This is a genomic window from Pedobacter sp. MR2016-24 (assembly GCF_026239655.1).
Classification (GTDB): Bacteria; Bacteroidota; Bacteroidia; order Sphingobacteriales; family Sphingobacteriaceae; genus Pedobacter.
Window position 1 is genome coordinate 274,545 of the sequence record NZ_JAPIVO010000008.1, and the last position, 23,569, is coordinate 298,113.

The following is a 23,569-nucleotide window of genomic DNA, read 5'->3' on the forward strand; positions in this document are numbered from 1 at the left end:
TTTTTAATAGCTAATATTTCAGCAGGTTATACCTTAACCCTGCAAAAACCCTTCTGCCCTGTAATGGTGCATAATTATACTCAGTATCAAAAGTATAACCATTTGGATTGGCCACCGGATCTGCTGCAGTTTTATCAAATGGATCAAAAGAGCGGATCAATGCATATTTAGGAATAAATCCCAAGATGTTTTTCAGCCCCCCATAGACCTCCAGTCCGTTTTTGAATTTCCTGGTGAGCTGCAGATTAGCAATGGTAAACCATGGTGAATATTCAGGCCGGTAATCATTTCGCTGCACCGGTAAACGCATTGTACCGGTAAAGACACCAGTAAGATCCAGCACAAAATCTTTTGGAAAGGTATAAGATGCCAGGTAATTGCCACTCCATTTTGGTGCATGCAATTGTGTTGTCTTCATTCTGCCACTACCATGATCATCCAGCTGGTAAACATCAGCATAAGTCACTCCTGCCAATAGTTTTAAAGGAAAATAAAAGGTAAAATCTGTATTTAATGATATCCCCCGGGAAATCGCATGTCCATTCAGATTGGCATAAATGATCTGATCAGGATTCTGGTCAAAGTCGCCCGTAATCTTATTGGTAAAGTAGGAATAGAAGCCCGTTACATCCAGTCCGAGTAAGAAATTGGCAGACGGGATTTTTGTTACATAGTTCAGGTTTCCATTATAAGAACGCTCCGGTTTCAGCTCTTCTGCGATCACCACCTGCCTGGCTCCGGTAAGTGCCGCATGATCTTCCGTAAAGAGATTGACTACCCTAAAACCGGTACCAAAACTCGCCCTCAGCGTATTTTTTTGATTCGGAGAAAATTTATAAGCCAGTCTTGGAGAGTGGATACTGCCATGGTACTGATCATGATCATATCTGTAGCCGGCAAGCAGGGTCTGTTTATCCGTAAATTTCCATTCATCCTGAATAAAAATTCCCGGTAATGGTGTTTTCGCAGGCATATTGACTAATCCATCCGCAGATAATGTTCCCGGTGTATTGTCATCATACCAGGTATACCGGTAAGTTCCGCCTAACAGAAAATTATGTCTTTTTCCCATTTCTTTGTCCCAGTATAACTGTGCAAAACCGACCTGCTGATTGGCCATATAGGGTGAATTGCCATACCATGAATTCTGATTATGCCAGTTATAGGAAAATTGTGCCATGATCTTTTCTTTCACAGGCAACTGGTAAAGGCCAATGAGTTCCCAGCGCCTGGTATAAATACTTTCCCCGTAGATACTGTCTGAACCCCTGAATTCCTTGTTCCAATTCATCTGTCCGCCCCACCTGTCTTCATTTACGAAGCGGGCAGCGAGACTGGCTACCCGTTTATCTTTGCGTACAAAATTCCATTTATTAAATATAGAGATTCTGTTTTGGAGCGTAACATCAGTGAATCCATCATTGTTATGATCCAGCGGATGCTGATAATTGAAATAATTTACGCCCAATAAACTCTGCAGTTTTTTGCCGCCAAATTTAAGGGCAGCATCGATATTATATTCCCGCCACGAAGTACCAAAAACATCAATACTGAAGGCAGGTGCCTGGGCAGGATTTTTCGTGATGACATTGATTACCCCACCCATCGCTTCAGATCCATAGAGGGAAGATGCTGGTCCTTTCACAACTTCAATGCGGTCTACCAGACTATTGGGGATCCCACTTAGCCCGTAAACAGTAGATAAACTACTGACTATCGGCATACCGTCAATCAAAATTAAGGTGTAAGGCCCTTCCATTCCATTGATATGAATATCCCCTGTATTACAGATATTGCAATTCAGCTGTGGCCGCACTCCATTAATAAGACCCACGCTCTCAAATAAACTGGGAGTGGGATTTTTTTTAAAATAAGCGGGAGTATAAACTTCTACCGGCACCGGACTATCCAGCCTGCGTACTTCCTTCATGGTACCGGTTACGACCACTTCATTTAAATCATCCGTGCGTTCTTCGAGCGCCACATCTACACTGATTATACTGTCCTGCACAATAACCAGCTGTTGTTTTTGGGTAAGATAACCAACAGCACTTACAGTAAGCTCATACGATCCTACCGGTACATTTTTCATGGTAAAATGTCCTGAACCCGGAGTCACGGTTTTAAAACTGCTTTTTTTCAGACTTACGGTTGCTGCGGCAAGTGCTTTGCCATTTACTTCTACCTTGCCGGTTAATCCACCGGTTTGCGCAAAAGTACAGCAGGAAGAAAATATCAAAAAGAGTAGAAGTAGAGGTTTCATAGTTTTAATTTTAGACAAACATAAAACATAAATATGATAAACCAAATAAATAAAATTAGTCATAACTAATAATTATGGTTAGACAAATAATTGTTACTTTTGATCCAGACACACAGCTATGAAAAAGACTTATTCCGAAGAGAACTATTTGAAAGCCATTTATCATTTGGGTAAAGCTAAGCATAAGGTTAGCCCCAAAGCCATTGCCGATGCGCTGGAAAACAATCCTGCATCGGTAATTGATATGTTAAAGAAGCTCCAGGAAAAAGAACTGATCACCTATGATAAAACAAAGGGCGCTTTTTTATCCCATACAGGGGAAATAGCTGCACTGGATATCATCAGAAAACACCGTTTATGGGAAGTATTCCTGGTAGATAAACTAAACTACGGCTGGGATGAAGTACATGATATTGCTGAACAGCTGGAGCACATCCACGATGATCAGCTGGCAAAAAAACTGGATGACTTTCTGGGCAACCCTGCATTTGATCCGCATGGCGACCCGATACCGGGATCTAATGGGAAGATGCCGGTATATGCGAACATACTATTAAGTGATATCGCTGTAAACCAGGTATGTAAGGTAGGGAGCGTACGTGATACTTCTCCGGCATTCCTTAAATACCTGAAGCAACTCGATCTTGGTCTTGGCGCTAAAATTAAGGTTCTGGAGAAACAGGAGTTTGACAACTCCATGGTGATCACTATCAATGGCGGACAACAAAAAACGGTTTCAAATAAAATGACAGATCATATACTGGTGATCCAGGAATAATAAAACAAACCTTGCAGTCGTCCGGATGTTGCATATTAGATAATATAAAATCAATGAACACATTATGATCTAAAAGGTCATCAACAATAAAAATTCAACTATTTACTGATGAAAAAACTGCTGCAAATATCCAATCTTGTCTCTGTAGTGATCGCTATCTTTATCAATTACTATATCAATGCAGGAAGAAACAATACGCCATCAATAAGCGAAGTCTCTGCCCGTTATGATACCCTGCTCACGCCTGCTGGTTATGCTTTTGGCATTTGGGGACTGATTTATTTAGGACTCATCATCTTCGCGGTCTATCAGCTGATGGATCATTTTAATAAAAAATTTGATAACAGTTACGTGATGGATATAGGCTGGTGGTTCGTTATTGCAAACCTGGCGAATGCTGCCTGGGTAGTCGCATTTGTGCATCATCAAATCGGTTTATCAGTTGGCATCATGCTGGTCATCTTCTTTTCACTGCTGAAGATTGTCCTCAATACCAACATGGAAAGATGGGACGCACCAGTTAAAATAATAGGCTTTTTATGGTGGCCAATCAGCGCTTATTTCGGCTGGATCAATGTCGCGCTGATGGTGAATATCGCTGCCTGGCTGACATCGCTTGGCTGGGATGGTGCTCCTTTGAGCGCGACTGCCTGGGCTATTATACTGTTATTCGTGGCCGGCCTGATATTCATTACGATGATCTGGAAAAGAAACATGAGAGAATATGCCAGTGTAGGTGTATGGGGTATCGCTGCTATAGCGGTGAAAAACTGGGAAGTAAACCCAGCTGTCGCTTATGTAGCTATAGCTGTGGCATTGGTTATTTTTATCAATACAGCTGTGCATGGTTACCAGAACAGGGCGACCGCTCCTTTTGCCAGAAGAGTAAAATCTATTGAAGGTTGATTATCATGCTGATATAAACAAAATCACAACGTTGCTGTTCTATACCTAAAAATCTGTCAAATCATGGAAGAGCAAGTAAATAATCTCGACAATAAACATAAATCTGAAGCAAGCAATACAGAAAACCAACATTCCGCTGGAAATGAAAAAGGAAATGGTCTGGATAGCTGGAATGAGCGTTTGGATGAAAATCTTGAAAATGAAGATCATGCAGACTTATCAGCGGATGAAAAAGCCAGGAGATATTCTGCAGAAAAGGGCAGTGGGGATCAGTCGGACGCCAGCATTAGCTAAATAATCTTAAATTCGTCATGTGAGTAAGTCTATAACCCTGCGCGATATCGCTATAGCTTTAAACTTATTAATTGCTACGGTATCCAGCGCAGGGATATTGGCCAGTTGGCAGCTGTATTTATTTTAATGATTTTTCTCTCGCCGCCATAAATTCTGAGCCTTTTTTCCATTTCGGGAAAGTTGTCTCCTTACTTAAACGGTAACCCATATCAAATAATAAACGGACATCTTCCACTATTCCACTGCGGTCGGCAATAGCATCAAAATTATCCTGAGGTGCATGGTAACGTGATTTTGTATATTCAGCCACCTGCTTCAATCCCCATTCCCTGCCATGCGTTACATTATCTACACCGGAACCGGTGAATAAAGAAGGAACACCAACTTTAGCAAAATTAAAATGGTCTGAACGGTAATATAATCCCGATGAAGGCACAGGATCTTTAACAATTATGCGACCTTGTTTTTTAGCTGAAGCTTCAGCATAATCTTCCAATTCTGACTGACCATAACCGTAAACTACTATATCTTTGGTTTTCCCCGCCAGTCCCATCATATCCATATTGATATCGGCTACAGTTTTTTGCACCGGGAAAACAGGATTTCCGGCATAATATTCAGATCCGATCAGTCCCTGCTCCTCTCCCGTAAAGGAAATGAAGACGATAGAACGTTCAGGTTTTACTGCAGACTGCTGAAAAGCAGCGGCAAGTTCGAGCAGTGCAGCAACGCCAGTAGCATTGTCTACTGCCCCATTGTAGATAGAATCTCCTTTAACGACCTCTCCAACTCCCAGATGATCCCAGTGCGCGGAATAGATCACACATTCGTCAGGTCGTTTTGTTCCGGGAATCACGGCAATAACATTATTGGAAACAGACTTTTTGATTTTATTATTGATGGCCAGGGAAGTAGACAATTTGAGATCTACAGCCTTAAATCCTTTTTTACCTGCATCAGCAAGTAAGGAGGCCGGTTGCCCGCTCAGTTGGAACAGTTGTTTTGCCATATCAGAACTGATCCAGCCTTCCACAATGGCTCTGGACATGTTATTGTCTTTCTCTTCGGACTGCAACTTGGATTTAGACCAGCCACTGCGCACAACAGACCATGGATAGGCAGCAGGTGCGGTATCGTGAATAATCAAAATTCCTGCAGCACCCTGACGGGCAGCTTCTTCAAATTTGTAGGTCCAGCGACCATAATAGGTCATACTTTTACCTTTAAACAAGGTGCTGTCTGCAAAACCAGGGTCATTCACCATCACTACAACGGTTTTACCTTTTACGTCCAATCCGGCATAATCATTCCAGTTATATTCAGGAGCCACAATCCCATAACCTGCAAATACAAGTGGAGAGTTGGCCAGATTTACCACAGGCTGTACGCGACGTGTAGCTGCGACAAAGTTCTCCAGATAGGTTGCTGTAACACTGCCATTAGCACCTTTAAAGATCATTTTGCTTTCCGGCACGGACTTAATTTCCACCATAGGGACTTTCTGAAAATAGGTGTCGCCATTACCGGGTTTCAAGCCCAGTTTACTAAATTCCTCTTTCAGGTAATTGATGGACCTGGTCTCACCAACCGTAAAGGGCTTACGTCCCTGAAAATCATCCGAAGCCAGTACGCTGATATGTCTGGCGAAACTGGTATCATTAATGGCCTTGATACCAACAGAATCTGTATCAGCAGCAGCTGTATTTTGATGATCTGCCGAATTACATGCCATGAGGCAGCTGCCGGCAATAGCAAGGAAAAGCACTGTTTTATTCATAATCACATCTTAATTTTAGTTAATGTATCATAAAAAATTAAGATTCATCACATAACCTGGTCGGTTTTTTCCGACCAGGTGAAGATTCTCTTTACGCTGCACCTGGTCGGAAAAAACCGACCAGGCAGGTTAAGGAGCTGTTAATCAAAGAAAAAAAATCCCTAACTATCAACAAACGCGCCCGTTAACTAAGTAGGGAAAAAGGGATTCCAGTAAAAGGATATAGAGTTCAATTCCCTCAGAGATCTCTTCCAGGTAGATAAACTCATCGGCCGTATGCGAGCGTGCCGACTCGCCCGGCCCCATCTTTATAGATGGCATATCCAGCCAGCCCTGATCTGAACTTGTCGGAGACACATACGCTTTTCTCCCGATAGCCATTCCGGTTTGCACGATAGGATGCAAATGAGCTATACAGGACGGTTTCAGTACACCTGGCCTTACTGTAAATTCACAAAAGGTATGGTTCTGAATGATATGGAGCATTTCTTTTTCTGTATAGGCATCTGTCAGCCGCACATCAACGGTAAAATGACATTCTGCCGGAATAATATTGTGTTGCAAACCTGCATGCACTTCGGTGACAGTCATTTTAACCGGTCCCATTACGGGCGACACCAGCGGAAAATGATAGGTAGAGAACCACTGCATATCTTTTAAGGCCCGGTAAATCGCATTGTCCCCCTCCTCCCTGGCCGCATGCCCCGCGCGACCAAATGACGTGCAGTCCAGCACCATAGATCCCCTTTCAGCTATTGCGATCTGCATATTTGTAGGCTCGCCCACTATTGCAAAAGCGACAGGCTGCAATTCAGGAAGAACACATTTTAATCCTTTATCTCCGGAAGTTTCTTCTTCTGCGGTAGCAGCGAGACAAAGATTGAAAGGGAGATCTTTACGTTTGTAAAAATAGAGGAAGGTGGCGATGAGTGAAACCAATGCACCTCCGGCATCATTGCTCCCTAATCCAAATAATTTTTCCTCGTTGATTGAAGGTTGAAAAGGATCTTTCTCATAAGCTTTTGAGGGCTGAACGGTATCGTGATGAGAGTTAAGGAGAATTGTAGGTTTATCACTATCGAAATGAAGATTATAACACCATACGTTATTGAATTTGCGGAAAGTAAAAACGTTCCGGCTGTTTAAATACGACTCGATAACCGACGCTGTTCCCGCTTCATTACCGCTAAATGAGGGAGTTGAAATAAGTTGTTCCAGTAAATCCAGTGATTCCGCATAAATTTGTCTGGATTGGTTAGTCTCATATGTTAAGCTTTCCATATATCGGAGAATTTAAAAAGATGATTTTATTGCTGAGAAATTGTAGGAAGAAAAAGATTGGGCTAAAGGAGGATTTGCATGCATTTCCAGTTCGGCAGGATCAAAAAGCATCGCTGTGCATAAACAGTTAGCCCGCTTCTTCCCCTCCAGGATGTCATAATTGACACAGCCTTTGCAACCTTCCCAAAACAAATCATCCTGCGTGATCTGCTGAAAAGTAACCGGCTCGAAGCCCATCCTGGTATTCATTTTTAATATGGCAGCTCCCGATGTGATGCTGAAGATCTTTGCCTGGGGATACCTGCTGCGTGAAATACGGAAGATGCGTTCTTTGATTGCTTTGGCCACACCGGAATTCCGGAATTGAGGCGCCACGATTAATCCCGAATTGGAAATAAACTGGTCATTCTGCCAGGTTTCGAGATAGGCAAAGCCCACCCATTCTTCACTGCTTGTTACAGCGATGACCGCTTTACCTTCGCGCATTTTCCTGGCAATGGATTCAGGACTACGTTTTGCAATACCGGTGCCTCTTGCGATGGCAGATTCCTCGGTCTCTGTACATATCTGTTGTGTGTATCTGATATCATTTATTGTGGCCACCCGCACAAATATCATTTGCTGTTTCATTTTCAATTTTAGAAATGACGGATCAAATGACATGCCTGCGTGCCACAAAATAGCCAAAAGGGCCTCTCTATTGGTCAGCCCTGTGATATTTCTTTAAAAACGATTAGTATGCCCCTTTACATACCCTTCCATTTTGGAAGGGAGAATAGTCAATGAGGAAGGATATACTTAGGAAAGACGGTAAAATGCAGAAGCATTTTCACCGAAAAAAAGTTCTTGTTCTCTGGCAGTAAAACGACTGAAATAGTTGGCTACAATACCCATCACATCGGTATAACTGCCGGCAGATAAACATACCGGCCAGTCTGAACCATAGAGGATTCTGCTGATACCAAAAGCTTCGACAACAGTGTCCAGATATGGCGTAAAATCATCAGCCTTCCAGGATTTAAGATCAGCTTCTGTGACCATACCCGACAACTTGCAATGTACATTTTCATGCTGTGCTATTTGTTCAAGCTCTTTTTTCCAGTCGCCCATTACCTTATTTTTGATATCAGGCTTAGCCATATGATCAATCACAAAACGAAGATCAGGAAAAGCGCCGACCAGTTCCGGCACATATTTGAGCTGATCCGGGAAAATTAAGATATCATAACTCAGGTCAAACTGCCGCAGTTTACTAATACCATTGAGAAAAGCCTTATCCAGCATCAGATCCCTTTGGGTTTCGCCCTGCAGGATATGACGCACACCTTTAAACTTATCATTACGGCTAAAGTGGTGCAGCCATTCTTCAATTGCGGGGCACTGGAGGTCTACCCATCCCACTACACCTTTAATAAAATCGTGCTCTTTTGCCAGCTGCAGTAAAAAAATGGTTTCAGCTTCTGTCTGATCTGCCTGTACAGCGATGCACCCTTCAATACCATGTTCCTGCAACACAGGGAGCAGGTTTTCAGGTAGAAAGTCCCTGCGGATCACGGCCATTTCTTCATTGATCCATTCGTGTTTCAAATAGTCATATTTCCAGAAATGCTGATGTGCATCAATTTTAACCATTGCCTGATTATTTATTCAGTTCAAAAATCCTGTCCATCAAAACCCATTTTTCACCAGGTTTCGCAGAGGGCAGTGCCTGCTGGTATTTCCACATTAATTCTTCCCATTCCTGCACTTTTGGATTCCCAGCATCCATCTCTGCCTTCTTTGTAAAGGTAAAGCTTTCATCTGTATCCATGATCATAAATAAAAGTGTACCTACCCGGTAAATTTCCATATCAGTGATTCCGGATTTCAGTATGCTTGCTTTTATTTCCGGCCATATCGCCCGGTGGATTTCTTCATATTCAGCGATCAGCCGATCATCTGGAACAAGGCCAAGGCCTAAACAATATCTTTTCATTAGTGTGCTGTTATAATTTTAACCTTTTTCACATTAAGGTTACGTAGTGCAAAATAGAAAACGACTAAAAAGCAGAGTCCCGGTACGAGGTAAGCGGTCTGGATATTTGTCATATCAGATACTCTTCCCATTAATACGGGAAAAACCGCACCTCCGACTATCGCCATGATTACAAAAGAAGATCCTTCTTTCATTCTGGAACCCAATCCCCTGATACTTAAAGAGAAAATAGTCGGGAACATGATAGACATAAAGAATTCTACCCCCATTAACGCATATACGGAAGCTTTGCCATGTAATACGATTGCGGCTATGATCAGCACCACATTGATGAGACTATATACCGCCAGTAATTTTGATGGTGAAATGTACTTCATCAGGAAAGTCCCTATAAACCTGCCCGCCATAAAACCAAAAAGGGCACCCGCAAGGAACATCGAAGCAGATTTTTCTGCTATACCTGCTACCTGAGCGGAGAAACGGATAAAAAAGCTGCTGACACATACCTGTGCACCTACATAAAAAAACTGGGCAACAACGCCCAATACCAGGTTCTTTTGTTTGAACAGTGAACCATTGTTATCGACCATATCCTCTTCATCCTGTATTTCAGGTAAAGGTGTACGCATTAAAAATATAGCGATCAGCAATACTACTAAACCAATAATCATAAAGGGCAGCTTTACAGCAGATGCCTCATGGTCAAAGTAAGTGTTCAGCTGAGCTGGATTCATTGCAGCCTGTGCTTCAGGACTCAGTGTTTCACCCGATAAGATAAACATTCCTCCCAATAGCGGTGCAAGCGTAGAAGCCAGTCCGTTAAATGATTGTGCAAAATTGAGTCGCTGTGTAGCCCCTTCCGGATCGCCCAGAACTGTAATATATGGGTTTGCTGCAGTCTCCAGAAAGGTTAATCCGCTCGCAATAATAAACAACGCGCCCAGAAAAAAAACGTATGACCTGGTCTCTGCTGCAGGATAAAACAGGAAAGCTCCTGTGGCAAACAACAGTAGTCCCAATACAATACCGCCCTTATAACCGAAGCGTTTCATGAATTTTCCTGCAGGGATAGCCAGTAAAAAGTAAGCGATATAAGAAGCAGAGTCAATAAATGCAGATTGTGTATCTGTCAGTTGACAGGCTTTCTTTAAATGCGGAATCAATATAGGATTTAAATTGAGTGCAAATCCCCATAAAAAGAAGAGGGATGTAATCAGCACTACCGCGAAATGATTTTTTTTCATCGTTTAAATATACAGGGTTATAATTTTATATCGGTTAGCCGAAAGTAAGTATGATTTAGCTGATGAAACAATTCATCTTATCAATTTATTAAGGTATATTAACATTAGTATTTAAAAATAAACAAATTCCTGTATATATTTACCTGATGAAGCCGCAGCATCTTAAAATACAAACAAACGCCGATCAATCTTTTAGTGTGAGAAAAGATACATCGCCTAATGTAAATAACAGATGGCATTACCATACCGAAGTAGAAATGGTTTGTTTTCACAATGGCACAGGAACTCAATTTGTGGGGGATAATATTGAGCGTTTTTTACCGGGTGATGTAGTGCTGTTAGGCAGTGACCTTCCGCATTACTGGCGTTACGACTCTTCTTATTTTGAGGAAGACAGGGCCGAGGAACCGCATGCTACAGTAATCCATTTTTATGAGAGTTTTCTTGGTGAAAGATTTCTGCATTTGCCGGAGACCAAGGCAATCAAAAATATATTAGAAAAGGCGAAAAGAGGGATTCTGATCCGTGGCGATGAAGCGGAGAAAATTTCCCAGCAGATGGAAAAGATTTACATAGCTGAAGGGCTGAACAAAATCACTGCGCTGCTGGATTGCCTGATGATGGTGGCGGGCATGCCTAAAATTGAAATACTGTCTTCTTTAGGGTTTAAGGCCGACTTCAGGGCAGCAGAAAATGACAGGATGAATAACATCTATAATTTCGCGCTGAATAATTTCAAGAAGAAAATCCAGCTGGAAGAAATTGCTGCCGTTGCAGATCTGGTTCCTAATTCTTTCTGCCGCTATTTTAAAACCCGGACAGGAAAAACATTTTCTAAGTTCATGGTAGATATCCGTGTGGGTTATGCCTGTAAACTGATCCTCGAAAACAGACTGGATATTAAGCAGATCTGCTTTGAATCTGGCTTTAACAACTTCTCCTGCTTCCATAAAAGTTTTAAGACCATTACAGGGAAAACCCCGAAACTTTATCAGGAAACACATTTACTTGTGTAATTCAGCCCTGCAGTTCCAGCCTATTTTAGTGATGAATACTTTACAACTGCATACTTACCCGTCTTTTTAGCCGGAAACAGGCCTATATTCAGAGAAAACGATACCCCTACCGACTTCAAATCTACATTTCCGTTTCCTATTCCCGTGAGCGGTAGCTTGGCAAAAGGCTGTAGCCCTACGCTGAAAGATTCATTTATCCGATGGTCGAAGCTGAGCGAAATATTTGCTATACCGAAAAGATGTTTGTTTTGATTCTGCACTTCCAATGTAGACACCTGCTGCCCCGCTCCGGCAGCCCCGGTAATAAATTCGTACTTTTCTTTCAGCATAAAATAACTCGATAAGCCAGTATTCACACTCACAGAAAGCCGCTTTTTATTTAACAGCTTGTAGTTCACATTCAGTGGAATATCCAGCACATTACAGTCTGCATCTACCTCCCAATCCTGCGCCGCGGCATAAGGATTATCCTGCGGAGCGGTACCCGCAGAGTTATAATATTTTTTAGCATAAATCGCACCGGAAGTCACGCTGAATTTCGGGCTCAATGCATAAGTTGCCAGCATCCCCAGGTTGGAACTCACCTTTGAGGATTTGCTCGGTTTTGCCGTAGTAATATCAGGAGCAGCCATAGCACTCAGAATTAAGGTATTTCGTGGGGACAACGCTGTTTCCATATTTTTTTGCACACTTCTTGCAATTTCAGTGGGCGTAATTTTTTCGAAAGGATCTTTACTCTGCGCCAATGCATTAGCCTTTTTTTCCAGCGCTATCCTATCGCGTTCAGCAGCTGTGCTGACATCCGCAACCTCTTTACTTGAGTGTGCTAATGTAGAAGAAACCTGTAGATTGACCTCTGGTCTCATCAGATTAATACCTGAATTTATGCCATCATTTGCGGTAATGGCACTTAATAAAGGCAAAACAGGCGGTGCCTGTTCAGTCATCAATCCCACGGCAGTTGTCCTGCCACTGATATTCCCGGCTATTTGCACTTGTGAATAGAACTGTTGACCTGTTTCCTGGTGGATATGGGTATCTGCTGAATTTATTTGATGCTCAGCACGATTCATTTTCAGATCCGCAGTGTTATTTTCCAGCTCTGCCTTTTTAATCCCTGGTTTTACCGGTTCAACCGAGGAGAGTTCTTCGCCCCCCTTTTTATTAATTTCCACAGGAGTGGAGAGCAACCAGAATAATACCACCGTCAACACTGCGGCAATACCTGTCGCCGTATATAACCACATTGGAATCAGGCGTTTTTTGTTTTCTGTTCCATCCAGTTTACGCTCCATTTTCTCCCAGTCCAGTTCATTGAAAGGAATTTCAGGATCACTTAGTCCGTTTTTAAATAGCTGATCTATATCGTTCTCGTTTTCCATCACTATTTATCGATTTTTTGCTGGCATTTCATTGTTAACATTTATAGGATTAACCCCTTGTCTGGCAATGAAGCTAACATCTGCTTTTAAACTACCGTTTATTGTTGCCAGCTTCTCTTGCAATTTTTGTCGCGCTTTAAATAAATTGGATTTCGAAGTACCCGTAGAAATTTTTAACAGCTCTGCTATTTCTTCATGCGAATACCCATCTATAGCATACAGATTGAACACGGTGCGATACGCAGGAGATAGTCCCTGGATCAGTGCCAACAACTCTTTGTAGGCCAGCTGACTATAAACTATTGCCGCATCACCGATATGTTCCAGGGTGCTTACATCCTCATGGTCAGCAAATTTTAGATTGGCGCGGTAATGATCTATCGCAGTATTGGTGATAATTTTTCCGATCCATGATTTAAATGGTTTTTCGGGATCGTATTTCTCTATGTTGTTGAATATTTTCAGGAAACCATCATTCAGCACATCCGCAGCATCCTCGTCATCTAATGCATAACGTCTGCATATAGCCAGTCCATAACTATAAAATTCTTTATAGAGTAAGTACTGACTGGACCTGTCTTTTTTGATGCACCCGCTGATGATTCTCTGCACCTTTTTTATGATTTAAGCTGAGTCATTTTCTACCCCGTATACGGACAGTTTTTACAAAAGGTTGCCCCGAAAAAAAATTTATTTATCTGCTTGCACAGGCAACCGGCAGCAGTAATGTAACGTAATCGCTACAATCGATTAAATATATCGTTTCATTCTAAAAGTAAAGAAATTATGTTGGTAATTCTTAAAAGAAATCTGGCTTTAATAAGCCTGGCAGGACTGATGGTCTTTGCTTCATGCTCAAAAAATAACGATGCTCCGGAAGACGCGGGGAAAGATCCGTATGGTAATCCTGTTACACCAGGAGGTACTGCCGCCAGCTCCGGTTTGCAGTTAGCCACCTCAACTACATTTGGCAGTGTATTTACTGATGGTAACGGAAAAGCTTTATATGCATTTGCAATAGATGCGAACGGCACTTCCGGATGTGTAGATGGCTGCCTGTTAGCCTGGCCGGTCTATTATGCGGGCAATGAAACTGCACCAGCCGGAGTAGCGGCTACAGATATTGCGACCATCACACGTGCAGACGGCAGGAAACAAACCACTTATAAAGGCTGGCCATTGTATTACTATAGCGGAGATGCGACGAAAGCAGATATTAAAGGTGACGGTGTAGGGGGAACCTGGTTTGTTGCAAAACCTGATTATTCAGTCATGTTTGCCAAAACACAACTGGTGGGCCGTGATACGAAAAACTATACCGCCGAAGGTGTTGAAGGTACAGGTGAAACGGTTTACCTGACGGATGCAGCAGGTAAAACCTTATATGCTTACGCACCAGATACATTTAATGTAAATACCTATACCGAAGCAGACTTAAGCAACAATGCGCTCTGGCCCATCTTTGAATCTGAGATCCTGAACGTACCATCTATCATCAAAAAAGATGTCATTGTACAAATCACTGCAGCAGGTAAAAAACAATTGACCTATAAAGGACATCCGCTTTATTATTTCGGTGGTGATGCCAAACGTGGTGAAACTAAAGGAGTAAGCGTACCTGCACCCGGCGTATGGCCTATCCTGACTGTAAACACGCCAGCTTTAACTAAATAAATTTCATATGTTAAAATATCCGATCACCACCATCGCTATTGCATTTGTTTACCTCCTGCTGGCCTGCTGTTCAAAAAAGCAGGCTGAGGAGATCAAACCTGATCAGCCCCCGACTGAAAAGCCGGGTACAAATGTAAGTTTCGCCAGTTTTGTGCAGCCCCTGTTGCAAACCAAATGTGCCGGATGCCATGCGCCGGGCCGTTCTGCAGCAGCCATCTGGAGCTTTAATGGCTATACCTCGGTCACCGCTAATGCAGACCGGATAAAAGATGCTGTACTGGTAAAAAAATCTATGCCGCTGGGCGGAACGATTACTGCGTCCGACCTGCAATCGCTCCAGGCCTGGTTTGACCAGGGTACACTTAACAACTAAAAAACTGATCTCATGAAAAGAATGATTCTGCTATTTGGCCTCTGCTTATCTTTCATGGCAGCCGGAGCCCAAAATATTTTTGTAAGTAAAGCGACCTCCATTACGTTTTTCTCCAGTACTCCTGTTGAAGATATTGAAGGGAAAAGCACTACTGCAAGTTCCGTAGTGGATATTAAATCCCGCAACATTGTGTTTAAAGTGTCGAATACCTCTTTTCAGTTTAAAAAAAAACTGATGCAGGAGCATTTCAATGAAAATTATATAGAGAGTGACAAATATCCTTTTTCAATTTTCAGGGGGAAAATCACAGACGATGTAGACCTGAGCAAGGATGGCAGTTATACCGTAAATGTCGAGGGTACCCTGGATATACACGGCGTTACAAAAGCTTACCAAAGTAAAGCCAATATTGTAGTGGCCAAAGGAGTAATCACTGCCCGCACTACAATAAGGGTCAAAATTGAGGATCACCAGATCAAGGTTCCTTCTATCGTATTTAAAAACATCGCGGAATTTGTCGACGTGCGCATATCGGCAACTTATCAACCCAAAAAATCATGACGACAAAACCTTTTTATTTTAACGTGGTAAAATGCTTAATCCTTTTACTGTTGGTTTCCAGGTCACTCACCAGTTATGGACAGACCGAACTGGAAAAGGACCTGGAAAATACAGCGCCTGCACATGAAAAGGTAAGCGCTACTTTTAAGTCTACCAAACTCATTAATGGCCACACCAATGAAACGATTTACAAACATGAGCTCGACTTTAAAGTAGATCACCGTTTTGGGGATATTGCAGGGAGCAATGGTGGATTAAGGCAGTTTTTTGGACTGGACAATTCAACTGATGTACGTATCGGTTTTGATTATGGGATCAGTGACCGGCTGAATGTAGGATTTGCCAGGGCAAAAGGAGCGACCACCGTGCAGCAGCTGTACGAATTTAATGTGAAGTACAGACTGCTGGAGCAGACTACAGATGATTATGTTCCCGTAGCAGTGACTTTGTTCGGCAGCAATACCATTGCCGCCGTGAAGGCCAGTGACGATCCTGCATCAGCGACTGCTTACCGTAACCTGACAGACCGGATGAATTATGTTACCCAGATCATCTTTGCAAGGAAATTTAATTCCAGTTTCTCTGTTTCCTTAACGCCTGGTTATGTACACCGGAATTTTACCGCCTTCAGGGATCAGAACAATATGTTTTCTGTAGGCGCCGGAGCCCGCGCAAAAATCACCAAAAGAATGGCACTGGTAGTTGATTATTTTATGCCTTTCAGGAATAAAGATGATGAAGCCTACCTGGAGCAACTCAATGGGGTGAAATTCTATAACACTTTAGGTGTAGGCCTGGAAATGGAAACAGGCGGACATATTTTCCATCTCAACTTTACTAATGCAACCGCTATTCAGGAGATGCAGTTTATCCCGCAAACCACCAGCTCATGGTTAAAAGGGCAATACAGGTGGGGCTTTAGTATAGCCCGCAGGTTCTCATTTGATAAGAAAAAAGATAAGCGGTCTTAGCACGAATGCAGAGATCGCTGATGCATTCATCATATCATTATACCAAACAGTAATCCTTATCCGGGATTACTGTTTGTGTTACTGTTCATCTGTTCTGAAAGGCAGTGCCGGAAAACCTTGCCGGTTATAAAAATTCACAGGAGGCGGATTATCTGTAAAAGCATACCTCAGGTACATTGGCCTGGCCACTTCGCGGGCCGAAACCGTAACTTCCCTGTTCCTGATTATTGCCCTTGCCGGATAAAACTTTTTGTCCTCTCCTGCTATGGTGAAACCACGCAGCGTATCCACGCTATCTTTTGCAACAATTCCTCCATCCACATGGTCAAAACTGGCGATTATTGTACCGTTTAGTATTTTTGCTGAGCGGAAAGCCGGACCGTATGCGGCGACCGACCGATCGCCGTAAACTTCATGGAAGGCCAGGGCAGCAAGTCGCCTGCCCACCTCCTGTTTATTGACCGGATGCGCATCAAAAGGATTTCCGATGTCATTTGTAACGACTAAACCTATATTTTTCAGCTGTTTTGACACCTTGTATTGTGCTTCCTGTACAATTGCCCATCCGGATACCGGCATTACTTTGGTTACTTTCTGGTTATAATTAGCCAGCTGAACCAGCAGAAAAGGAAGGTCCGGATCAGCCCATGATTTCCGCCAGGATTGAACCATTACTTTTAATAATTGTTCATAACCAAAGCAAACAGGCCAGTCTGAATTTGCCTCCCCCTGGTACCATAATACGCCTTTAACCGGGTAGCTGAAAAAAGGGGAAATCATTGCATTGTAGATACCTGTAGGGTATCCGTTTTTTAATGGCAACTTCAGCTGACTGAGTTTAGCGGTCAGCGCAGGGAATGCCTGCAGGTCATCTTTACCCATAAACTGTTCAATCGGTTTTCCTCCCCACGAAGCATGAACAATACCGATGGGAATCTTATTTTTTTTGTACACTTCTTTCGCAAAGAACCAGCCAACGGCAGAAAAGCTGCCGATAGTTCCTTCTCCGGCCATTTTCCATTGAGATTTGCCAATATCCTGCTGCCGCGCCAGGGAAGTGGTAAGTGGCACTGCAAATTCCCGGATGAAGGGGTATGAGGCATCTTTCACCTCTTTATCGTAATCTTTCGCCTGGTCTACCCTGAAACTCATATTGCTTTGTCCGCTGCAAAACCATACATCTCCGAAATAAATATCCTGTATGGTTTTATTTTCCTTTCCTGACCGCACCCTGAGCTGATAGGGTCCCCCTGCCTGAAAAGCGGGTACTTTTATTGTCCACGTGCTGTCCTGCTGAACAATACACTGGAAATTATGCTGGGCCAGACGCAGATGAATTTTTTCCCCCGGTACCGCCCAGCCCCGGATTTGTAAGTCCGCATTCCGCTGCATGACCATATGGTCTGAAAAGTAATTCGGCAACCTGAGCTGCGCTCTTGCACCTAATGCCGTAAATATCAACAGGATTGCCGTTAAGCCTGTTAGATTTGTTATTTTCTTCATGTATAATTCAAATCACGTTTAAACTATTCTTCCAGGAAATCAAGATCCCTGTCATGCGTTTCTTCCAGGGTCAGGATACAATAAAAGCCGATGACAAAACAGACTACCCCTACAACTGCACCAGCCTGCAGTACCGGCAAAGTGGTTTTAAGCGTAGCAAAAGCAGTGGTCATCAAGACTACGGTGCCCCGCACCATATTGGGTATGGTTGTCGCCGCCGTAGCGCGTAAATTTGTGCCGAATTGTTCTGCGCCAATGGTAACGAACATCGCCCAGTAACCAATCCCCAATCCAAGGATCAGTGTAGTGATATACATGCCATGGGCACTCTTCAGGTTCCCGAACAGGTAAAGCACTGAAGCAAAAAGGGTAAGCAGCATGAAAATAAACACAGTTTTCTTGCGGGATTTTAATCCGTGACTGAGAAAACCGCTCGCCACATCACCTGCGGACAAGCCGATATAACACCACATGATAGATAAACCGGGCTTAACTGCCTCTGGCAGATGCAGGGCTGTGCCAAATTCATTACTGAAAGTAGCCAGAATACCAATAACAAACCAGGTGGGCAGCCCCATACCAATACATCTCAGGTATCTCTTCAGGCGGTTTTTATCGGTAAAGAGGGAAAAGAAATTACCCCGTTTCACCAGTTTATCTGATTTGATATGTTCAAATACGCCCGATTCAAAAACACCCAGCCTTAATAAGAGCAAGCTGATCCCCATGCCTCCGCCAATAAAATACGCAGTTCTCCATTCAAAATATTCCACTGTAAAATAAGCGACAACGGCACCAAGCAGACCTACGCCGGCAACAAGAGAAGTTCCGATACCTCTCAGTCTTTTAGGCAAAATTTCTGATACCAGGGTAATACCCGCACCCAGTTCACCTGCCAGTCCTATACCGGCAATAAACCTGAATACTTTATACATGCCCGGATCCTGGATAAAACCACAGGCAATATTTGCAATGGAATAAGTCAGAATAGAACCGAAAAGGACGGAAAGCCTTCCTTTTTTATCTCCTAAAACACCCCATAACACTCCGCCTATCAGCAGGCCGGTCATTTGCCAGTTTAAAATGGCAGCCCCTACGGATGACATTTCACTTGCGGACAGGCCCATTGAGGCCAGGCTGGGCATACGCACTATGCCAAAGAGCAGTAAATCATAAATATCGACGAAATAACCCAAGGCAGCTACAATGACAGGGATGCTGAATAAATGCTGGAAATCTGTTTTTTCAGCACTGGCATCTGCCCTGTCTGCATTGCCTTTGGCCTGATTTTTAGTATTTTGAACCATCTTATCCTTAATTGCTTCCCTGTAAAGACTTCACTGCAATATCATCAATGCGGAAAACGACAAATTTGCCCGTCTGCCTGAACCTGACTGTTAAGTTCGCCACTTTTGGGATCGGAGCAGTTTCCCTGTAATTCCAGACCAGACCTGTGCCCGCACCTGTTGGCAAAGCGGGATATTTTATGGCTGCCCATTTTGATCCGCCATCAGTACTGTATTCTACTACCAGTTCCGATCCGTTAGCACTGTCGGGACCTTTTAAAATACCAAAGCCAATTACCGGCATCATGATTTCAATGGTATTGATACCGCTGATAACAAAATCTGTTTCCGGCACATTCGCAAAGCGAAGGTTGGCCCCTCCCGAAGCATTTGTGTATTTGCCTTCGGATGAGCCCTGCTGCTGCAGTTCGCCACTGCCTGAAAAGCTCAGTTGTTTATTGGCGAAACCTTTTGCCGCCTGATGGGCGGCGATCGTTGTATTTGCAGTGACGGTTCCGAGAGTTTCTACAGAAACCTGCGCGCTAAGCGTTAAAATAGTAAGTGCAAATGCTGCTGTTAAAATGATCTTTTTCATATGAATATATTTGGTTGCTGATTAGTTGTACTGCATGGCCGATGGCGGTGCATCTGTTATTTTACTGCCCCAGGTTTTATTTGGCAGTTCACCCATCACCAGTTCCAGTTTTCCGCCCTTGATCACGTCATCGTGACTGAACCAGGGTTTATCCCAGGTTTGGCCATTGAGCTTTGCAGACTGGATATATTTATTTGTCTCGCTGTTGTTCCTGGCAGTAAGGGTAAAGATTTTACCATTGCTTAGCTTGATGGACATCTCGTTAAAAACAGGGCTTCCAATCGTATATACTGGAATTCCCGGCGTTACAGGGTAAAAACCCATCATGGAAAAGACCACGAATGCACTCATCCCACCGCCATCTTCATCACCGGGAATGCTAAACAGATGATCGCCAAACCAGGTAGCTAAAAGACTGCGGATCCTTTTCTGACTCTTCCAGGGTGCCCCCATATAATTGTATAAATAAGGGATATGAAAGCTGGGTTCGTTGCCCATTACAAACTGGCCGACCAGTCCTGTCGCATCCGGAAAAGTAGCCTGAAAATTATATTTACCGCGACCTAAATCCTCACGGAACAACTGATCCAGCTTTGCTTCTGCCTGGCCAATTCCTCCCATCAGGGTGAATAATCCGGAAAGATCATGTTTCACATCCCAGTTATAGGTATAGGCATTGTTCTCCGTGAAATACTGCCGCCCGCCCAAACCACCGGAAAACTTGGGATCAAATGGTTCAATCCATTCCCCTTCGCTATCTTTTGGCCACATAAAACCTTTATCTGTCCGGAATACATTTTTATAGTTACCTGCCTTCTTTACAAACAGTGTTTCGTCTTTATCCGCCTTCACTACTTTAGCCAGCCTGGAAAGGCACCAGTCATCATAACTCTGCTGTAAAGTTATGGCTACCGCCTGCCTCTTCTCAAAAGGATCAACTCCGGCCACGGTCTCTTTTTCATCCGTCCGCAGTGCCGGAAAATAACCATGTACCGCATAAAAACTATCCAGCTGCGTACGCGGGCCATTTTTCCATGGCAGCAGCGTGGCTTCCAGCGAATTCTTGCGAACACCCTCATAGGCTTTTTTCAGCTCAAAATTGCGTACCCCCTTAAACCAGGCATCCGCCATCCAGGCCGCAGCATGGTTCCCGGTCATGCAGGGGTTATCCCCAAAGACCAGGGCAAAAGAAGGCATCCAGCCGGACTGCTGATACATTTTTACATAGGATTGAATTTTATCTCCTTCTTTTTCAGGATCAAGGATAGTATGCAATGGCTCCTGTGCCAGGTACATATCCCAAATCCAGTTATCTGCATAGTGGGGACGTTTATCGGTATGCACTTTATGGTCATAAGCACTGTAATATCTGCCATACTCACTGATGTCCACCATCCTTTCATAGCTGCGGTATAAGGCTGTGTAGAAAGCTCTTTTCTGTACAGCAGTGCCTCCTGCCACCTGAATCTGACCTAAAGTTTTTTCCCAAATTGCCGCTGCCCTGTTTTTCACCTGATCAAAAGACCAGTGCGGAATTTCTTTTTGCAGATTGGCCTTCGCCTGTTCGATGCTGATAAAAGATATCCCATATTTGAACTGGACTACCGCAGCGTTGGTTTCCAGAAATATAATTTTAGCCTGTGGGTCTTTGCGCTGTACTAAGGTGACAGCTGTATCCAGCTCCGCATATACAAAGGCCTGCATTCCTTTGAACTGTTCAGTGCCTGTGATGATTCTTTTGCCTGTCAGTGTCATATTTCCTTCATTTATGACCCCGATTCTCAGCTTTACCGGTGCCACAGCCGTAGCCGTAAAGCGGTAAAAACCGCTGCGCTCAGCGGGAGAAAACTCCACTCTTACTCCCGGCTCATCAAGCGCAACGGTATAATAATGCGGTGCAGTTTTTTCCAGATCCGACGTGGCCCTGACCGGCTGCTTTGCATTCCGGTAAGGCATGACTGAAAATAGATTCCCTATCCGGTGAGAATACATACTCAGCGGAAAATAACTGATCTGATCATCCAGCTGGTCTTTCCGGATCGGGTAAACCCTTACCATGCTATTGGGCAAATGCATCGTTGGTCGCGTAGGTTCCAGTAAATGACCAACAGCGCCAATTGTAGGATCCACATATTGGAGGACACCAGGGTTGGGCAGCTGATTTTGCCGGGCAGCCAGACTGCCCGATAGTGCTATAGCGACCAGGAATGCAATTCCTGCTTTAAAATTTCTCTTCATTATTTCTTCTGATCAGTAATTCCGGGCCAGTCATCCGTCCGGAAAGGTGAGGCTGGCAGCGCTGCTGCATTGATTAAATTACATACCGGATTATTGGCCCAGGCATAGCGTACTGCAACCGGATTTTTAACCTGATCCGACGAAACGATGATGCTGTTACCGCTGATTTCAGCAGTCGCCCAATAAAATTTCCGGTCTGCACCAGCAATTGCAAAACCTGTCAGGGCTTTTCCGTCCTGTGTTTTCAAAGCTGCAACCGAAGGTTTAAAACTGATCCTGATTTTAGCCCCTTCAATTTTATAGGATTGGTAAACAGGTCCCTCATCAATCACATCCTGCCCATAAACCTTTCTCAAAGCCAGTAAGGCCAGTCTTTTACCGGCATCCTGTTTATTTTTAGGATGAATATCTCCGGTTTCTCCGATATCTATAGCTACAGCCATACCTGTATTGGGTAAACGCAGGGCCATAGCCTGTGCCTCTCTCAGTTCAGCCCAGGTAGCGTCTGCCGGTTGAGGCAAAATAGCCTGGAAATTCGCCAGCTGCACAAACAGAAACGGCATTTTTGCACGCCCGAACTTCGTGCGCCAATCATTGATCAGCAATGGAAAAAGTTCACGGTACTGGTAGGCCCTTGAATTATTACTCTCCCCCTGGTACCAGATAACCCCCTTTATGGTTACCGGCAGCAAGGGATTGATCATCCCGTTAAAAAGCAAGGCAGGCTTGTTGGGATTCGTTAGTTTTGTCGCGGCAGGGATAGACGCGTATTTTCTGACCGTGTCTGTAAATACTGCTACCTTAGCAATCGCCTCCGCACTGGTCCATGATTCAATAACGGTACCGCCCCAGGTGGCATCGATTAAACCAATCGCCACATTTTTATCCTGGATGATTCTCCTCGCAAAGAAATAAGCCGTGGCAGAAAAATCTGATATGGTGGAAGGAGCACATTCCTGCCAGCCCATGGTGTTCGACTGAAAATCATGTTGCGGGTGACTATTGATGGTTTTCTTCACTTTCAGGATCCGGATATTCGGGTAATTTGCATTTGCAATCTCCTGCTGGTAGTTTTTGATCTTACCCCATCCTGCCAGCGGCATTTCCATGTTGGACTGTCCCGAGCACAACCAAACTTCTCCTATCATTATATTTTTAAGTACCAGTAATTCACCATCATTGAAAGAAAGCTGAAAAGGTCCGCCTGCAGCGGGAATGTCAATTCTGATCTTCCAGTTGCCGTTCGCATCAATTGTGGTGCTGTATTTTTTATTGTTCCAGGAGGGAATAATTGTGATAGACTTACCCGGTGCAGCTTTGCCCCAGAAGGTAGATTTTTCTTTCTGCTGCAATACCATATTGTCGGTAATGACATCCGGCAGTACGATAAATGCATTCACATTGAAAGCGCAGCAAAGCGCGATGAGTACTAGATATATTTTTTTACGCATG

General features: G+C 43.6%; 22 protein-coding genes. 8 read left to right on the forward strand and 14 right to left on the reverse strand.

Annotated elements, in window-relative coordinates:
• Positions 1-10: 10 nt before the first annotated feature.
• Positions 11-2,263, reverse strand: coding sequence for a TonB-dependent receptor (locus tag OQX62_RS21930; protein ID WP_265833804.1), 2,253 nt, complete (start codon positions 2,261-2,263; stop codon positions 11-13).
• A 118-nt stretch (positions 2,264-2,381) separates the two neighbouring features.
• Between OQX62_RS21930 and OQX62_RS21935 the strand changes: the two genes are divergently transcribed.
• From OQX62_RS21935 to OQX62_RS21945, 3 genes are all read left to right on the forward strand, one after another.
• Positions 2,382-3,041: a metal-dependent transcriptional regulator gene (locus OQX62_RS21935; protein WP_265833805.1), complete on the forward strand. Its 660-nt coding sequence runs from the start codon at positions 2,382-2,384 to the stop codon at positions 3,039-3,041.
• 108 nt (positions 3,042-3,149) lie between these two features.
• Complete coding sequence (locus tag OQX62_RS21940; RefSeq protein WP_265833806.1) at positions 3,150-3,947, forward strand: hypothetical protein; 798 nt, start codon at positions 3,150-3,152, stop codon at positions 3,945-3,947.
• 63 nt (positions 3,948-4,010) lie between these two features.
• On the forward strand, positions 4,011-4,241 hold the full coding sequence (locus OQX62_RS21945; RefSeq protein ID WP_265833807.1) for a hypothetical protein: 231 nt from the start codon (positions 4,011-4,013) through the stop codon (positions 4,239-4,241).
• 118 nt (positions 4,242-4,359) lie between these two features.
• On the opposite strand, the gene OQX62_RS21950 is transcribed toward OQX62_RS21945, so the two are convergent.
• The 6 genes from OQX62_RS21950 to fucP form a co-directional block, all read right to left on the reverse strand.
• The gene (locus OQX62_RS21950) at positions 4,360-6,018 is read right to left on the reverse strand and encodes a M28 family metallopeptidase (protein WP_265833808.1); all 1,659 of its coding nucleotides are present in this window, start codon (positions 6,016-6,018) and stop codon (positions 4,360-4,362) included.
• Between the two features lie 168 nt (positions 6,019-6,186).
• Positions 6,187-7,299 carry a M20 family metallo-hydrolase gene (locus OQX62_RS21955; RefSeq protein ID WP_265833809.1) on the reverse strand — a complete coding sequence of 371 codons (1,113 nt, stop codon included), beginning with the start codon at positions 7,297-7,299 and terminating at the stop codon, positions 6,187-6,189.
• Positions 7,300-7,311: 12 nt separating this feature from the next.
• Positions 7,312-7,929, reverse strand: coding sequence for a GNAT family N-acetyltransferase (locus OQX62_RS21960; protein ID WP_265833810.1), 618 nt, complete (start codon positions 7,927-7,929; stop codon positions 7,312-7,314).
• A gap of 168 nt (positions 7,930-8,097) precedes the next feature.
• Positions 8,098-8,931, reverse strand: a complete 834-nt coding sequence (locus tag OQX62_RS21965) for an amidohydrolase family protein (RefSeq protein ID WP_265833811.1) — start codon at positions 8,929-8,931, stop codon at positions 8,098-8,100.
• Between the two features lie 7 nt (positions 8,932-8,938).
• Positions 8,939-9,274, reverse strand: a complete 336-nt coding sequence (locus OQX62_RS21970) for an L-rhamnose mutarotase (protein ID WP_265833812.1) — start codon at positions 9,272-9,274, stop codon at positions 8,939-8,941.
• The gene (fucP, locus tag OQX62_RS21975; RefSeq protein ID WP_265833813.1) at positions 9,274-10,518 is read right to left on the reverse strand and encodes an L-fucose:H+ symporter permease; all 1,245 of its coding nucleotides are present in this window, start codon (positions 10,516-10,518) and stop codon (positions 9,274-9,276) included. Before fucP ends, OQX62_RS21970 begins: the two co-directional genes overlap by 1 nt.
• A 146-nt stretch (positions 10,519-10,664) precedes the next feature.
• On the opposite strand from fucP, the gene OQX62_RS21980 reads away from it, so the two are divergent.
• A complete protein-coding gene (locus OQX62_RS21980) occupies positions 10,665-11,534 on the forward strand; it encodes an AraC family transcriptional regulator (protein ID WP_265833814.1) in 870 nt (289 codons plus the stop codon).
• Positions 11,535-11,554: 20 nt separating this feature from the next.
• Here the strand turns inward: OQX62_RS21980 and OQX62_RS21985 are convergent, their stop codons facing one another.
• Positions 11,555-12,916, reverse strand: a complete 1,362-nt coding sequence (locus tag OQX62_RS21985) for a hypothetical protein (RefSeq protein WP_265833815.1) — start codon at positions 12,914-12,916, stop codon at positions 11,555-11,557.
• A 6-nt stretch (positions 12,917-12,922) separates the two neighbouring features.
• Complete coding sequence (locus tag OQX62_RS21990) at positions 12,923-13,528, reverse strand: RNA polymerase sigma factor (protein ID WP_265833816.1); 606 nt, start codon at positions 13,526-13,528, stop codon at positions 12,923-12,925.
• Positions 13,529-13,702: 174 nt separating this feature from the next.
• On the opposite strand from OQX62_RS21990, the gene OQX62_RS21995 reads away from it, so the two are divergent.
• The 4 genes from OQX62_RS21995 to OQX62_RS22010 are packed head-to-tail and all read left to right on the forward strand — an operon-like array spanning position 13,703 to position 16,495.
• The gene (locus OQX62_RS21995) at positions 13,703-14,590 is read left to right on the forward strand and encodes a hypothetical protein (RefSeq protein WP_265833817.1); all 888 of its coding nucleotides are present in this window, start codon (positions 13,703-13,705) and stop codon (positions 14,588-14,590) included.
• A gap of 7 nt (positions 14,591-14,597) precedes the next feature.
• Positions 14,598-14,963 carry a c-type cytochrome gene (locus OQX62_RS22000; RefSeq protein ID WP_265833818.1) on the forward strand — a complete coding sequence of 122 codons (366 nt, stop codon included), beginning with the start codon at positions 14,598-14,600 and terminating at the stop codon, positions 14,961-14,963.
• A gap of 12 nt (positions 14,964-14,975) precedes the next feature.
• Positions 14,976-15,524 (forward strand): YceI family protein, encoded by a 549-nt coding sequence (locus OQX62_RS22005; RefSeq protein ID WP_265833819.1) that lies wholly within the window; start codon positions 14,976-14,978, stop codon positions 15,522-15,524.
• A complete protein-coding gene (locus tag OQX62_RS22010; protein ID WP_265833820.1) occupies positions 15,521-16,495 on the forward strand; it encodes a DUF5777 family beta-barrel protein in 975 nt (324 codons plus the stop codon). The genes OQX62_RS22005 and OQX62_RS22010 overlap by 4 nt, the downstream gene beginning before the upstream one ends.
• Before the next feature lie 78 nt (positions 16,496-16,573).
• On the opposite strand, the gene OQX62_RS22015 is transcribed toward OQX62_RS22010, so the two are convergent.
• The 5 genes from OQX62_RS22015 to OQX62_RS22035 are packed head-to-tail and all read right to left on the reverse strand — an operon-like array spanning position 16,574 to position 23,568.
• Positions 16,574-17,998 carry a sialate O-acetylesterase gene (locus OQX62_RS22015; protein WP_265833821.1) on the reverse strand — a complete coding sequence of 475 codons (1,425 nt, stop codon included), beginning with the start codon at positions 17,996-17,998 and terminating at the stop codon, positions 16,574-16,576.
• A gap of 23 nt (positions 17,999-18,021) precedes the next feature.
• Positions 18,022-19,305, reverse strand: a complete 1,284-nt coding sequence (locus tag OQX62_RS22020; protein ID WP_265833822.1) for an MFS transporter — start codon at positions 19,303-19,305, stop codon at positions 18,022-18,024.
• Between the two features lie 7 nt (positions 19,306-19,312).
• Positions 19,313-19,879: a hypothetical protein gene (locus tag OQX62_RS22025; protein ID WP_265833823.1), complete on the reverse strand. Its 567-nt coding sequence runs from the start codon at positions 19,877-19,879 to the stop codon at positions 19,313-19,315.
• Positions 19,880-19,900: 21 nt separating this feature from the next.
• Positions 19,901-22,117 (reverse strand): GH92 family glycosyl hydrolase, encoded by a 2,217-nt coding sequence (locus OQX62_RS22030; RefSeq protein ID WP_265833824.1) that lies wholly within the window; start codon positions 22,115-22,117, stop codon positions 19,901-19,903.
• Positions 22,117-23,568, reverse strand: coding sequence for a sialate O-acetylesterase (locus OQX62_RS22035; protein WP_265833825.1), 1,452 nt, complete (start codon positions 23,566-23,568; stop codon positions 22,117-22,119). Before OQX62_RS22035 ends, OQX62_RS22030 begins: the two co-directional genes overlap by 1 nt.
• Position 23,569 lies beyond the last annotated feature (1 nt).